This window comes from Ruminococcus sp. RTP21204st1_B2_RTP21204_210225, from assembly GCF_040914135.1.
Classification (GTDB): domain Bacteria; phylum Bacillota; class Clostridia; order Oscillospirales; family Ruminococcaceae; genus Hominimerdicola; species Hominimerdicola aceti.
The window spans coordinates 1-14784 of sequence record NZ_JBCPGA010000012.1; the positions used below are offsets into that span (position 1 = coordinate 1).

Consider the following 14784-nt stretch of genomic DNA (forward strand, 5'->3'; position numbering starts at 1 on the left):
ACTTTATTTTATCAGATTTTTGTCTATCTCTCTTTTCTTTTTTCTTAATTTTGTCCAATATCTATTGTAGCACTACACAGGAATTTGTTAAATAACTGTTACAACTCTTGAAATAAATATGGGAGTGTGCTATAATGTATTCTATAGAAATGTGTATTTTATAAGCGAAATATTTATATGAGGTGATTTAACAATGACAGAAATGGAACTTTACAAGCTTTGGTGTGAAAAGGCTGTTGACGATCCTGATCTCCAGACAGAGCTTAAGTCTATCGAGGGCGACGAGGCTGCGATCCAGGACAGATTTTACAGAGATCTTGAATTTGGCACAGGCGGACTCAGAGGAGTTATCGGTGCAGGCGCATACAGACTTAATGTTTACACTATCAGACGTGCAACACAGGGTCTTGCAGACTATGTAAACGGCGCATTTGAAAACGGCAGCGTAGCTATCGCATATGACAGCCGTATCAAGTCTGACAAGTTCGCAAAGGAAGCTGCTGCGGTTCTGGCTGCAAACGGCATAAAGGTATACATCTATTCAGAGCTTATGCCGACTCCAATGCTTTCCTGGGCTGTAAGAGAGCTTAAATGTCAGGCAGGTATCGTTATAACTGCATCACACAATCCTGCAAAGTACAATGGTTACAAGGTTTACGGCGAGGACGGCTGTCAGATCACACTCGATGTTGCAAACACAGTTATCGGCAAGATCAACGCAGTTGAGATGTTCGGCGGTGCAAAGGTAATGGACTTTGAGGACGGTATCAAGTCAGGCAAGATCGAATACATCAAGCAGGAAGTTATCGACAAGTATCTTGACAAGGTAGCACAGCAGGGCGTACATACTGACCTCGTAGCAGACAGCGGTCTGAAGGTAGTATACACTCCTCTTAACGGCACAGGAAACAAACCTGTAAGAGCTATCCTTAAGAAGATAGGCATAAAGGAAGTAACAGTAGTACCTGAGCAGGAAAATCCTGACGGAAACTTCCCTACCTGCCCATTCCCTAACCCTGAGATAAAGGAAGCCCTTGCAAAGGGACTTGAGCTTTGCAAGACAGTAAAGCCTGACCTTCTTCTTGCAACAGACCCAGACTGTGACAGAGTTGGTATCGCAGTACCTGACCCTGACGGAAACTATGTTCTGTTCAGCGGAAATGAAGTAGGTGCAATGCTCCTCAAATACATTTGTCAGGAAAGAACAGCCCTTGGCACAATGCCAAAGAACCCTGTAGCTGTTAAGACTATCGTAACAACAGACATCTGCAAGAAGATAGCAGCAGAATACAATGTAGAGCTTAGAGAAGTTCTCACAGGCTTCAAGTTTATCGGCGAGCAGATCGGATTCCTTGAGAAAGAGGGACAGGACGACAGATATATCTTTGGATTTGAAGAGAGCTATGGTTATCTTGCAGGCTCATATGTAAGAGATAAGGACGCAGTAGTAGGCTCAATGCTCATTTGTGAAATGGCAGCATTCTACAGAACAAAGGGCATCTCACTGCTTCAGGCAAGAGAAGATATGTACAAGAAGTACGGAAACTATCTCCACAGCCAGAAGTCATTCCAGTGCGAGGGTGCAAGCGGAATGGAGAGAATGAAGGAGATCATGACAGATCTGAGAGCTAATCCACCTAAGGCTATTGGCGGACTCAAGGTAGTAGACATAGCAGATTATCTTGCATCTGAGGAAACAAACCTTGAAACAGGCGCAAAGACAGTTCTTACACTTCCAAAGTCAGATGTTATCGCATTCAAGCTTGAGCAGGGTGCAAGTGTAATAATCAGACCTTCCGGCACAGAGCCAAAGATCAAGGCATACTACACAACTATCGGCGACACAAGAGCTGATGCAGAAGCACAGGAAGAAAAGCTTATTGAAGATTTCAAGGGCATTCTTGGTTTCTAATAATTACTGAATATAGCGAAAGCAGGCGGTTTCCGCCTGCTTTTTTTCTGCGTTTTTTACCATAACTTCTGATAAACGCCAACCTCTACAATTCTAAATATAACGCTACTCCGCACCCACAGGCGAACTCTGTTCGCCCATACAGAGTTTCAGACAAATTCGCTGTGCCGCAAAATCGCTACGCTCTTTGCGGATTTTACGTTGTGCTATGGGATAGAAAAAGCGGTGCAGAGTTTTTTTACTCCGACACCGCTTTGATTTTGCTTTTAGTTTGTTTTTCTTCTATTGCTTTTCTGCACCGCTTTTGTAGGCTTGCGCCTATTGAGGCTCTGCCTCAAACTCCGACAGGGCTTTGCCCTGTACCCACAATGGGTTTCACCCCTTGACCCTGACCAGGGGCGTGCCCCTGGACCTTTTGCTCGCTACGCTCGGTGTTGACTTTTACTTTATGCTTGTGATTTACTCGGTTTGGCTATGCCATTCCTCACTCCTCACTTCTCACTTTAACCGAGAAGTTTATCCGCAATGGAATCCAGCCAGCCGCCCTCGACTTCTTCTATCTCACCGTTATCGCAAGCTTTCGCAAACTTCGGGTCTATAGGCATTTTCGCCACAGCGTCGATACCAAACTTCACTGCCGCTTCGTCCACATGGCTCTCACCATAGATATTATGCTTCTTTCCACAATCAGGACACTCAAAATATGACATATTCTCCACTATTCCAAGCACCGGTACTTTCATCATATCCGCCATATGCACCGCTTTCTCGACTATCATGGAAACCAATTCCTGTGGCGATGTGACGATAACTATGCCGTCAACCTTAATGGATTGAAAAACTGTCAGCGGCACATCACCTGTTCCTGGTGGCATATCTATAAACATCACGTCAACGTCGTTCCATGCCACATCTGTCCAAAACTGCTTCACTGCGCCTGCAATAACAGGGCCACGCCATACAACAGGGTCAGTTTCATTTTCAAGAAGCAGATTAAGGCTCATTATCTCAATACCGGTCTTGCTCACCGCAGGGATAATGCCATACATATTGGTATTAGCTCTCTCGTGGATATTAAACGCTGTCGGTATAGACGGGCCTGTTATGTCAGCGTCCAGCACAGCGGTCTTAAAACCACGTCTTTGTGCCGTTACTGCAAGCATACTTGTCACCAAAGACTTGCCTACGCCACCCTTTCCACTCATTACTGCATATACCTTTTTCACAGAGCTCGCAGCATTAAGCTCCTCTTTCAAGCTCTTTTTATCAGAGCATTTTGAAGCACAGTTTTCGCAATCATGTGTGCAGCCTTCGCTCATAGAATCATTCCTTTCAAGGCATTTACACCTTTATTTACTATGTTAAGTATATCACTTTGACCGTGAAAAGTCAACCAATACTGACTTTTCACCCAAAGCACTGCTGCCGCATAAAATAAAACAGCCCTGCACCTTGTAACAAAATAGATACTTTGGTATAATACCCCGATAATAAGGCAATAATAGGAACAAGCAGGAGCAAAAGCCTGCAAATCAAGGCGAAAGCCCATAGAATAGGAGTGTTTACAAGTGACTGTACACAGGGGCGATATATATTATGCAGATCTCAGCCCAGTGGTAGGCTCAGAGCAAGGCGGTATGCGACCGGTGCTGATAGTACAAAATGACATAGGCAATAAGCATTCACCCACAGTGATAGCAGCGGCAATAACGAGCCGCCTTGATAAAGCGAAACTGCCGACACATATAGAAGTTGGCGGTGGCACCTGCGGACTAGCGAAAGATTCCGTGGTATTGTTGGAACAGATCCGTACATTGGACAAGAAAAGGCTAAAGGAGAAAATGGGAACACTTGACGTAAGCTCCATGTCCGCAGTAAATTCGGCATTATCAATAAGCTTTGGATTAAAGCTCTAGTTAAATGAGGAATGAGGAGTGAGGAATGGCATAGCCAAACCGAGTAAATCACAAGCACTAAATAAAGAACAAAAGATAAAGCGGTGTCGGAGTGGAAACTCTGCACCGCTTTTACTATCTCATTTTACAAACTCCCCCCGCAAAGAGCGCCAGCGATTTTGCAGCAATAGAACTTGCGAACAAAATGTAGGGGACGGCGCCCTCGACGTCCCGTTCGGAGAGTGTCAAGGTTTTGCTTTATCACAATTTTGTGTAGACGTACCGTGTTGCAAATGTTACGCCGTTAAGCATTTTGAAACAATACGTCGAATGTTGTGCGGATAACACAGGATTAAGCAGGCGACCAAATTTGGGACATCTAGGACGCCAGCCCCTACAGAATTTCCACACAGAAAAAAGGCGGTCAAAAACCGCCCTTCTAAAAATCATATCAAACCTATCCGAGAATATCAGAGTGTAGCAATAATAATTCCTCACTCCTAACTCCTAGCTCCTCACTAACCACGACCCTGTGAAAAGGCAGATTGTAAGCCGCATAATCAGTTATGCCCTTGCCCTGATTAGGATTAGCCTTTGAGTAAACAGCGTCACAACAGAATAATACAACAAGTATCACGCACGCCGCAAACCTTGCCTTGAATGGTATCTTCTTCAAAAGATCATCAAAAAACGGTGCCATGATGTATATTCCTGCACAGCCTGCAAAGCCAAATATCAACGCTCCCTCAAGACATATCCTGCCATTGATGTTGCAGAAATATCCCGTGTAATCCCAATATTTCATGTGCTTGAACGTTTCAAGATACCAGCTCGTTACGTATTCGACCACCGAGCATAACCCCACGACAAGGAAAAAAGTCGCCACATGGTGGTCTATGAACCGCTTCAGCAGTATGATACCGCACACACCGCCAAAACCATATATAGGAAGCCATGGGCCAAACATGGTTCCTCGATTGACGAAAACTCCGTCCTCAACGATGTGTATGCCCACTTCCCATATCCAACCTATAAATGCGAATATGAAAAACAGCAGTATATACGTCATGAGTGTATAGTTTCTGTGATAGTCACGGTGAACTATAGTCTTGTTGGCAAATCGGCTGAAATGCGCCTTTCTGTCTACCGCAAGACCGGGGTATTGCTCAAATTCCCGCAGATCGTCAAGCGTCAGCGTTCTCTCCATTATTCACCGCCCCCATTCTCATTATTTTCAGGCACTTTTATCGTGCATATCGGTATGCTTCTAACAATGTCAGGATTTTCGCCCTTTTGTGCAGCTTCCTCAGCCATAAGCTCTTCCAGAAGGTCAAGGTCAAGCAGCTTGTCATTAAGCTCCTCATAGCCCTCTATCTTGTTCTTGATAGCCTCACGCCTTAGCTGTAAATACACCTCTGCGTCTATCGCCGTTGTATATGGGTTAGACCAGAAAACTCCCACCGCACCGAACGATATGCTCGAAAGCAGTGTCCAGCCTATCATAGAAAGATCCACCTTGAAAAGCTGCCACTTGTATCCCCTAGTCATGGCGATAGAAAGCTTTATTGCCTTTCTCGTCTTGATGTTAGGGTTTTCCGCACATATGAACGGCACCATTGAATAGGCATAATGTTTTATAGGATATCCCACGATAGTAAACGCCCATAAGGTCTGATATATGCTGGTTACAAACATAGTCCTTGCGGGGTGAAGCGTTCTCTCGCGGAAAAGAAAGCCTAGTCTGCCTATCTTCGTTTTCTTGTATGTGTGATTTTCAAGGAAAAATCTTCTCTCACATACCCAAAGCACATTCACTATGAATATGGTGAACATCAACTGGAAAATAAAATACACGAATGAAACTATAGTATCCCATGTGGATTTTTTTCCTAAAACATTCATTATCGCCGTAAGCAATGAAAACTGATAGGAATTGGAGCTTGTTGCACTGTCAAAATAAACCGAAGCAGAGGCTGTAAAATTATTGAGTCTGTCATTAAGATAGGTCTGTGCCTTTTCCTTTGCATTTCGGCTAAAAGAAAAAGCGTCTGCCAGTGCTTCCAGGTTAGAAGTGTCGTTTGATGAACCAAAGAACGTGACTTCCTTTGAATTTAGCCCGTCAACTCCGTATTTTTTATAAGCGTCCAGCCACTTTTTTACAGCGTCAGGGTTATCTATCTGCCACTTGTCACTGACCTGTTCTGCCGTAAGACCATTTTTAACCATATCCTCAATGATCTCTTCCTTATCTTCGGCGTCATATTTAAGATCAGCAACGTGAGAATTATCATAGCTTGACATATTCTGCGTGGTCGATCCATATTCTCCTGCAATAAATACCATTATGAAGCACACTGCTATGCAGGCGATATAATTTCGCTTCACCCTGCCTTTAGCCGACTGCTTTATTTTTTTTCGGTCAAGCTTTATGACCACCGGCATATCTTCATTTTTCTTCATCTAAAACTATGCCCCCGACGGGACATATCCTCCCTTCACACATACCACTTAACAAAACACTACATAATCAACAATAAATCGACTATTTAATTATATCTTTTTTTTGTGAATATGTCAACGATTTTGAGATCAAAACAAGTTTATTTTAAGATAGTTTTAAGTTTACGTTTAAAACGCCAAACTTTTTTTGCATATTTTCATCTGCAATGTAGAAAATAACATCAAATGACGATATTCATCAATAGGAGTGATAAAATGAAAGCCACTAAGCTTATGAAAACCTCACCCTCTGTCATCTCTTTCGCAGCCATAGGCGGCAAGAAAGAAAACGAAGGACCTTTGGGCGACTATTTTGACAAAATAAATGACGATCCCTATTTATCCACAGATAGCTTTGAAAAGGGCGAAAGTCAGCTTCAAAAGCAGGCAGTGCTTCACGCTTTGGATAAAGCCGCCCTCTCCCCCGAGGATATAGACGTGCTTTTCGGCGGTGACCTGCTAAATCAGTGTGTCGGCACTACCTATGGCGTAAGAGCCTTTGAAATGCCCTTTCTCGGCATTTACGGAGCCTGCTCCACCATGGCGGAGGGACTTCTCCTCGCCTCTCTTTTCGTTGACAACGACCTCGCAAAAAAAGCAATGGCGGTCACATCTTCCCACTTCTGCACCGCTGAAAGGCAGTACCGCTTTCCCCTCAACTACGGTGGACAGCGTATTCCCACATCTCAGTGGACAGCCACAGCCTCAGGCTCATTGGTGGTTGCCCCCTCGGACAAGCCCCCCTACATCAGGGGCTGTACTATCGGAAAAATAGTTGACTTGGGCGTGAGCGACGCCAACAACATGGGTGCAGCCATGGCTCCTGCAGCCTTTTCCACAATTAGCACATTTTTCACCGACACAGGCATGACCCCCTCCGACTTCGATTATATCGTCACAGGCGACCTTGGCAAAGTTGGAAGCCGTATTCTCTGTGAGCTTTTCGAGCGTGAAAATATAAATATCCGTGACAATCATAAAGATTGCGGCATGATGCTCTATGACTTTGACGAGCAGGATATCCACGCAGGTGGAAGCGGCTGTGGGTGTGCAGGAAGCGTTCTGTGCGGCTATTTTCTCCCGAAGCTCCGTGCAGGTGAAATAAAAAATATCCTCTTTGCTGCCACGGGTGCGCTAATGTCACCAACAGTAAATCAGCAAGGGGAATCTATCCCCTCTATCTCACATCTCGTGTGGCTGTCAGGGGAAAAAGATATGAAAGGAGCAAACTAATGGACTATCTATGGGCTTTTCTTATAGGAGGTCTTTTTTGTGCCATAGGACAGGTGCTTATGGACTTCACAAAACTGACCCCCGCACGAATACTGGTGGCATACGTCACAGGCGGCGTGCTTCTGGGTGCACTGGGACTTTATAAGCCACTTATAGACCTTGCAGGCTGTGGCGCAACTGTCCCTCTCACGGGCTTCGGCTATCTTCTCTATAACGGTGTCCGTGAACAGATAGATAAAATAGGCTTCCTAGGCATTTTCACAGGGGGACTTACCGCCTCCGCCGCAGGCATAACTGCAGCCATGACATTCGCCTTTATCTTTTCGCTTTTCTTTAAAAGCTCAGCAAAAGAATAGTTTTATCTTGACAAACCCCAAACCCAGTGGTATTATAAAGATATGTAAATTGGGGGTGCAGAATAATGTATAAACAGATATATCCCGTCATAGGCGACGAAAAAAACCTGCCCTTTTATGTGGTAGGTCTGGGACTTGAAAGCTGGCAGTTTCCAATAAAACGTGCAGATGGCTACGAGTACCCACAAATATTTTTGTCACGCTCAGGGGAGGGCGAGGTCATAATAAACGGAGAAACCACAAAAATACCGCCCGATACTGTTTTCTATATCCCCCCATTCTGTCCACATGAGTATCATGCCATAAGCGATGCGTGGTATCTGGATTGGATAGCCTTTTCCGGCTCACAGGTCATTCCCCTCTTGGAGCAGTGGAAGCTTAATAAGTTCACCGCCATTCAAGGGGTAGATATGGACAGATTACGCCGTATCATAACACGCATCTATTATACTCTGAAAAGTGATAAGCTTTATGGCAATCATTACGCTTCAGCACAGCTTTACGACTTTCTTATAGAATATCGTAAAATAGCTGATAACAGGCTTTCGTCATTTTATACCGCACAATCTGTTGCCTTGGCAGACGTATTGCAGTATATTGAAGAGCATTATCCGGAGCAAATAAAGCTTAACGAGCTTGCAAAAATCGCAGGAGTATCCGAGCAGCACTTATGCAGACTTTTCAAGAAAAATTTTCAGCTCAGACCTATGGAGTATCTTGCGCAAGTAAGGGTACAGCACGCAAAGGATCTGCTTGTGTATTCCAACAAGACCATAGGTGAGATATCAGATGAAACGGGCTTTCAGGACGGATCTTATTTCTCCGTGGTATTCAAACGGTATGAAAATATGACTCCGGGAGAGTATCGGAGAATAAAGGTGTAGGCAAAGTGAGAAGTGAGGAGTGAGGAATGGCATAGCCAAACCTAGCAAAGAGCCACTACCAAGTAGAAGAAACACAAACTAAAGCAAATAACAAAGCGGTGTCGGAGTAAAAAATCTGCACCGCTTTTACTATCTCATTTTACAACCCCACCCCGCAAAGAGCGAGGCGATTTTGCGGCGGTAGAATTTGCAAACAAAAAAAAGAGCGGTCAAAACCGCCCTTTTAAGATCATATAAAACCTATCCGAGAATATCAGAGTAAAAGCAAGAATAATTCCTCACTCCTAACTGCTCACTACTTAGAAAGCAGCTTCTTTATTCTCTCCATAGCCTCAACAGTTCTGTCCTTGTCGCCGAACGCAGTCAGTCTGAACCAGCCCTCGCCGTTCTTGCCAAAACCTGCGCCAGGTGTGCCAACAACATTTGCATTCTCAAGAAGATAATCAAAGAACTCCCATGAACCCATGTTGTTAGGGCATTTCAGCCAAATGTATGGCGAGTTCTTGCCGCCTGTGTACTTGATACCAAGCTCGTCAAGTGTGGAAGCCATTACCTTTGCGTTGTTCTGATAGTATTCAATGTTTGCTCTTGTCTGTTTCTGACCCTCCTCAGTGAATACAGCCGCAGCAGCACACTGAACAGGATATGATACACCGTTGAACTTTGAGCCTTCACGTCTGCCCCAAAGCTGAGCAATAGATACTTCACTGCCGTCAGATGCCTTAACAACAAGCTCGTGTGGGATAACTGTATATCCGCATCTCATACCTGTGAAGCCTGCTGTCTTTGAAAGTGAGCACATCTCGATAGCACATTCCTTTGCACCCTCAACAGCAAAAATACTTCTTGGTACGTCCTTTTCTGTAATGAATGCCTCGTATGCAGAGTCGTAAATGATGATAGCGTTGTTCTTCTTTGCATAGTCTATCCAAACTTTAAGCTGCTCCTTAGTGTAAACAGAACCCGTTGGATTGTTAGGTGAGCAAAGATAAATAATGTCGCACTTTACGTTCTCGTCAGGCATAGCCGCAAAGTTGTTCTCCTCGTTTGAATCAGCATAAATTACCTTTCTGCCGTTCATAAGGTTCGTGTCAACATAAACAGGATATGCAGGGTCTGTGATAAGCACTACATTGTCGTCACCGAAAATGTCAACAATGTTTCCGCAGTCAGACTTTGCACCATCGTTTATCCTGATGTCGTCAGCAGGAATGTCAACACCGAAGCTCTTGTAGTAGCCTGCAACAGCCTCTTTCAGGAAGTCATATCCTGCACCGCTGTCCTCATAGCCCTTGAATGTTTCCTTGACGCCCATTTCGTCAGCGCCCTTTTTCATTGCCTCAACAACGCACTTTGCGATAGGCTGAGTAACGTCGCCGATACCCATTCTGATGATGTCAGCCTCAGGGTGTGCCTCAGTGAAGGCCTTTACCTTCTTGGCAATGTTTATAAAAAGATAGTTCTTTTCCAGCTTGAGAAAATTTTCGTTGATACTTGGCATAATTCCAACTCCTTTTCATTTTTGCGACCCGAAGTTTCACGGGTCAAACTTATAAAACGCACACAGCCGCAAAGCACATTCAAAACGCTCTGCGGCTGCCGCTTTTTTAACGCAGTGTCCGCTGCGAAATTTACATTACGATGTGACCTGAGAATACTGTTACAGCGTCGCCTGTAAGATATACAGCCTCGTCTGTGTATCTTATCTTAAGAGTGCCTCCCTTAAGTATAACAGATATTTCCTCGTCCTTTTTGCAGAATCCGTTAAGAACAGCCGCAACTGCTGCTGCACAAGCACCAGTGCCGCAAGCCCAAGTTTCGCCGGAGCCTCTCTCCCATACTCTCATCTTGAGTGTGTGGTCATCGATCACCTTGATGAACTCAGCGTTCACTCTCTCAGGGAATATCTTGTCATGCTCGAACTCAGGACCTACCTTGTCAATGTCAAAGCTGTCAACATTGTTCATGAATACAACAGCGTGTGGGTTGCCCATTGAAACGCAGGTGATGTTGTAGTCATTTCCTGCAATGTTCACCTTTCTGTCAACTACCCTGCCGTTCTCGTCAGGCTCAAGTTCAACAGGAACAAGGTGAGGAGCAAGAATAGCCTTGCCCATGTTTACAGTAGCACCGCTTACCTCACCGTAGTGACGGATAAGTGAAACTGTCATGATACCCGAAAGTGTTTCGATAGTCATTTCGTCCTTGTCAACAATGCCGTTATCTCTCATGAACTTAGCAACGCATCTGATACCGTTTCCGCACATCTTGCCCTCAGAACCGTCAAGATTGAACATTCTCATCTTAGCGTCTGCGACCTTTGAACGGCAGATAAGGATAACACCGTCGCCGCCGATACCGAAGTGTCTGTCAGACAGATTGAGTGCCAGACCCTCAGGATTGTCTATTCTCTGGTCAAAGCAGTTGAAGTAGATGTAGTCATTGCCGCAGCCCTGCATCTTTGTGAACTCAAATGTCTGCTTTTCAGTTCTCATGTTGTTGATATCGACTATCTCAGTAGTTGACTCAGTGTATTTACTTCTGATAGATGCCGCAATAGCGTTTGCAGTGTCGATAGAAGTCAGACAAGGAATGTTCCACTCAACTGTCTTTCTTCTTATCTTAACAGAATCTCTTGTAGGTATTCTTCCCTTTGAAGAAGTGGAGATAACATAAGCTATCTTTCCGCTCTCGATAAGTGTAAGAGTGTTGTTGTCCTCGTTCTCGTGTATCTTTGCCACTACCTCAGCGTCGATGCCGTGCTCGTGAAGCACCTTAGCAGTGCCGTTTGTAGCGTATATCTTAAATCCAAGGTCAGCGAACATCTTAGCCGTCTGTGGTATCTCGCCCTTGTCAGAATCTCTGACAGTGATGAATACTCCGCCCTTCTTGCCAAGCTTGTAGCCAGCAGCAGTAAGGCCCTTATACAGTGACTCTTCAAGAGAATTAGAAACTGCAAGCACCTCACCTGTTGACTTCATCTCAGGTCCAAGGTGGTTGTCAACGCCGATAAGCTTCTCGAATGAGAATACAGGAACTTTAACGGCAACATATGGTGAATTTCTGTAAAGACCAGTGCCGTAGCCCATGTCCTTGAGCTTCTCGCCAAGCATACACTTAGTTGCAAGGTCTACCATAGGAACGCCCGTTACCTTAGAGATATAAGGGATAGTTCTTGAAGAACGTGGGTTTACCTCGATAACATATATCTCGTCATGGTATGCAATATACTGAATGTTTACAAGACCCTTTGTGTTAAGTGCGATAGCAAGCTTCTTTGAACACTCGATAATTCTGTTTATCAGGCTGTCAGAAACGTTCCATGCAGGATAAACTGCAATAGAGTCGCCTGAGTGGATACCAGTTCTCTCGATATGCTCCATGATACCAGGGATAAGAATATCCTCGCCGTCACAGATAGCGTCTATCTCAAGCTCAGTACCCATAAGGTACTTGTCTATAAGTACAGGGTTCTCGATTCCCTGGTCGAGAATGATAGCCATGTATTCCTTGATATCGTCATCGTTGAATGCGATTATCATGTTCTGTCCGCCAAGAACGTAAGAAGGTCTCATAAGAACAGGATAGTGTATCTTATTTGCAACTTCAAGAGCCTCGTCACAAGTCATGACAGTGAAGCCCTGCGGTCTTTTTATCTTAAGCTGTTCAAGCAGTTCGTCAAATCTCTCTCTGTCCTCAGCAGCGTCGATAGCGTCAGGAGGAGTACCCAGAATGTTTACACCATGTTCAGCCATGTGCTTTGTGAGCTTGATAGCAGTCTGTCCGCCGAATGCCACAACAACTCCAACAGGCTTTTCAACTCTGATGATGTTCATAACATCCTCGTCAGTAAGAGGCTCGAAATAAAGTCTGTCAGCAGTATCAAAGTCAGTTGAAACAGTTTCAGGGTTGTTGTTTACGATAACAACGTCATAGCCCTTTTCTTTCAAAGCCCATACGCAGTGAACTGACGCATAGTCGAACTCGATACCCTGACCTATTCTGATAGGACCTGAACCGAATACTATAACAGTCTTTCTGTCATGACCCCTGTTTGCAATGAACTCGCTCGCCTCGTCCTCATTGTCATATGTTGAGTAGAAGTAAGGTGTCATAGCCGCAAACTCAGCCGCACAGGTATCAACCATTTTAAATACAGCATGAACAGGCTTTTCTATCTTCTTGCCTGTTATCTTCTCGATGACCTTATCAGTATAGCCTATCTTCTTAGCTTCAAGATAAGTTTCCTCGTTGAAATTATTTTTGAGCGTCTTTTCCATGTCGATAAGCTTGCAGAGCTTGTAGAGGAACCACTCGTCTATCTTAGTGATGCTGTGTATCTCATCAACAGAAACTCCACGTCTGAGAGCCTCGTATACAACGAAAAGTCTTTCGTCTGTGCAATCAGAAAGTCTGTCATGGATAGTCTTGTCGTCAAGGTCAAGCATCTTAGGTGAGATAAGGCAGTCGTGACCTATCTCAGCACCTCTTACAGCCTTCATTATAGCCTGCTCAAAAGTTGAGCCGATAGCCATAACTTCACCTGTAGCCTTCATCTGTGTACCAAGCTCACGCTTAGCATAAACGAACTTGTCGAAAGGCCACTTAGGGAGCTTAACAACAACATAGTCAAGGGCAGGCTCAAAGCAAGCATAAGTCTTGCCTGTTACAGCATTCTTTATCTCGTCAAGAGTATATCCGATAGCTATCTGAGCTGCAACCTTAGCGATAGGATAACCTGTCGCCTTAGAAGCAAGTGCGGAAGAACGTGAAACTCTAGGGTTTACCTCGATAACAGCATACTCGAAGCTGTCAGGGTTAAGAGCGAACTGACAGTTACAGCCACCCTCTACTTTAAGAGTATCGATTATCTTCAAAGCTGCGGAACGGAGCATCTGATATTCCTTATCAGCCAGCGTAACAGCAGGAGCGATAACGATAGAGTCGCCTGTGTGAACACCAACAGGGTCAAAGTTCTCCATTGAGCAAACAGTGATAACGTTGCCCTTAGCATCTCTCATTACCTCGAACTCTATCTCTTTCCAGCCTGCGATACATTTCTCAACAAGCACCTGAGTGATAGGTGAAAGATAAAGACCATTTCTTGTGATCTCTTTCAGTTCTTCTTCATCATTAACTATACCGCCGCCTGTACCTCCAAGTGTAAAGGCTGGTCTGATGATAAGAGGATAACCGATACCAGGCTGATTAGCGAAGTCTACAGCGTCCTCAACAGTATTAACGACCTTTGAAGGGATACATGGCTGACCGATAGACTCCATAGTGTCCTTGAACATCTGTCTGTCCTCAGCCTTGTCGATAGTTTCAGGGTTAGCACCAAGAAGCTTAACATTATACTTGTCAAGGAATCCCTCCTTAGCAAGCTGCATAGAAAGCGTAAGACCCGTCTGACCGCCAAGGGTAGAAAGCAGGCTGTCAGGGCGTTCTTTTTTGATAACTCTCTTAACAGTTTCAAGAGTAAGCGGCTCAATGTATATCTTGTCAGCCATAGCATTGTCCGTCATGATAGTAGCAGGGTTAGAGTTTATAAGAATAACCTCAAGACCCTCCTGCTTGAGCGCACGGCAAGCCTGTGTACCTGCATAGTCAAACTCTGCAGCCTGACCTATAACGATAGGACCCGAGCCGATAACGAGAACTCGCTTTATATCTTTATTTAAAGGCACTTAAATTCAATCCTTTCTGAAAAGTTTAGGGAAACACTGAAAGTGAGGAGTGAGGAGTGAGGAGTTATCCCTTCTCACACTCTCGAAAACCGCACCCAGCAGCCCTCTGTGTTAAAGCTTAACGACCTCAGTAAAACATAATGTAGGGGCGAACAGCGTTCGCCCGTTCACTATCACGACCGCCCCATATAAAAGCCGCTCGAATAATGAACACTACAATAGTCATATCAAACACATTCCGTCAGCCACGGGCGAACACTGTTCGCCCCTACTGTTGCAGAAACTGAGATCAATAATTTCTATACTTCAAAAAATCAG

The 14784-nt window shown here is 44.6% G+C and carries 10 protein-coding genes; 5 read left to right on the forward strand and 5 right to left on the reverse strand.

Annotated elements, in window-relative coordinates; all coding sequences use genetic code 11:
* The first annotated feature begins 193 nt into the window (after window positions 1-193).
* Complete coding sequence (locus AB5123_RS06240; RefSeq protein WP_117878033.1) at window positions 194-1912, forward strand: phospho-sugar mutase; 1719 nt, start codon at window positions 194-196, stop codon at window positions 1910-1912.
* A 503-nt stretch (window positions 1913-2415) separates the two neighbouring features.
* Here the strand turns inward: AB5123_RS06240 and AB5123_RS06245 are convergent.
* A complete protein-coding gene (locus AB5123_RS06245) occupies window positions 2416-3231 on the reverse strand; it encodes an Mrp/NBP35 family ATP-binding protein (RefSeq protein ID WP_041337156.1) in 816 nt (271 codons plus the stop codon).
* 249 nt (window positions 3232-3480) lie between these two features.
* Between AB5123_RS06245 and AB5123_RS06250 the strand changes: the two genes are divergently transcribed.
* Window positions 3481-3828 (forward strand): type II toxin-antitoxin system PemK/MazF family toxin, encoded by a 348-nt coding sequence (locus tag AB5123_RS06250; RefSeq protein WP_022287405.1) that lies wholly within the window; start codon window positions 3481-3483, stop codon window positions 3826-3828.
* Window positions 3829-4264: 436 nt separating this feature from the next.
* On the opposite strand, the gene AB5123_RS06255 is transcribed toward AB5123_RS06250, so the two are convergent.
* Window positions 4265-5014: a putative ABC transporter permease gene (locus AB5123_RS06255; RefSeq protein WP_051706846.1), complete on the reverse strand. Its 750-nt coding sequence runs from the start codon at window positions 5012-5014 to the stop codon at window positions 4265-4267.
* Window positions 5014-6267: a DUF975 family protein gene (locus AB5123_RS06260; protein WP_347503219.1), complete on the reverse strand. Its 1254-nt coding sequence runs from the start codon at window positions 6265-6267 to the stop codon at window positions 5014-5016. The genes AB5123_RS06255 and AB5123_RS06260 overlap by 1 nt, the downstream gene beginning before the upstream one ends.
* 255 nt (window positions 6268-6522) lie before the next feature.
* Here AB5123_RS06260 and AB5123_RS06265 point away from each other — a divergent pair, with 255 nt between their 5' ends.
* The 3 genes from AB5123_RS06265 to AB5123_RS06275 all read left to right on the forward strand — a co-directional run bounded on the left by AB5123_RS06265 (window position 6523) and on the right by AB5123_RS06275 (window position 8779).
* A complete protein-coding gene (locus tag AB5123_RS06265; RefSeq protein ID WP_347503220.1) occupies window positions 6523-7539 on the forward strand; it encodes a stage V sporulation protein AD in 1017 nt (338 codons plus the stop codon).
* Window positions 7539-7895, forward strand: coding sequence for a stage V sporulation protein AE (spoVAE, locus tag AB5123_RS06270; protein WP_022287409.1), 357 nt, complete (start codon window positions 7539-7541; stop codon window positions 7893-7895). Before AB5123_RS06265 ends, spoVAE begins: the two co-directional genes overlap by 1 nt.
* Before the next feature lie 65 nt (window positions 7896-7960).
* Window positions 7961-8779, forward strand: coding sequence for an AraC family transcriptional regulator (locus AB5123_RS06275; protein WP_302833265.1), 819 nt, complete (start codon window positions 7961-7963; stop codon window positions 8777-8779).
* Between the two features lie 295 nt (window positions 8780-9074).
* On the opposite strand, the gene AB5123_RS06280 is transcribed toward AB5123_RS06275, so the two are convergent.
* Window positions 9075-10280 carry an LL-diaminopimelate aminotransferase gene (locus AB5123_RS06280; protein ID WP_041337153.1) on the reverse strand — a complete coding sequence of 402 codons (1206 nt, stop codon included), beginning with the start codon at window positions 10278-10280 and terminating at the stop codon, window positions 9075-9077.
* 130 nt (window positions 10281-10410) lie between these two features.
* Window positions 10411-14466: a carbamoyl-phosphate synthase large subunit gene (carB, locus tag AB5123_RS06285; protein WP_302833266.1), complete on the reverse strand. Its 4056-nt coding sequence runs from the start codon at window positions 14464-14466 to the stop codon at window positions 10411-10413.
* Window positions 14467-14784 lie beyond the last annotated feature (318 nt).

Excerpts from the sequence above, each read along its gene's own strand:
- AB5123_RS06240 (WP_117878033.1), top strand. The coding sequence starts at position 194 with ATGACAGAAATGGAACTTTACAAGCTTTGGTGTGAAAAGGCTGTTGAC.
- AB5123_RS06245 (WP_041337156.1), bottom strand. The coding sequence starts at position 3,231 with ATGAGCGAAGGCTGCACACATGATTGCGAAAACTGTGCTTCAAAATGC.
- AB5123_RS06255 (WP_051706846.1), bottom strand. The coding sequence starts at position 5,014 with ATGGAGAGAACGCTGACGCTTGACGATCTGCGGGAATTTGAGCAATAC.
- AB5123_RS06260 (WP_347503219.1), bottom strand. The coding sequence starts at position 6,267 with ATGAAGAAAAATGAAGATATGCCGGTGGTCATAAAGCTTGACCGAAAA.
- AB5123_RS06265 (WP_347503220.1), top strand. The coding sequence starts at position 6,523 with ATGAAAGCCACTAAGCTTATGAAAACCTCACCCTCTGTCATCTCTTTC.
- spoVAE (WP_022287409.1), top strand. The coding sequence starts at position 7,539 with ATGGACTATCTATGGGCTTTTCTTATAGGAGGTCTTTTTTGTGCCATA.
- AB5123_RS06275 (WP_302833265.1), top strand. The coding sequence starts at position 7,961 with ATGTATAAACAGATATATCCCGTCATAGGCGACGAAAAAAACCTGCCC.
- AB5123_RS06280 (WP_041337153.1), bottom strand. The coding sequence starts at position 10,280 with ATGCCAAGTATCAACGAAAATTTTCTCAAGCTGGAAAAGAACTATCTT.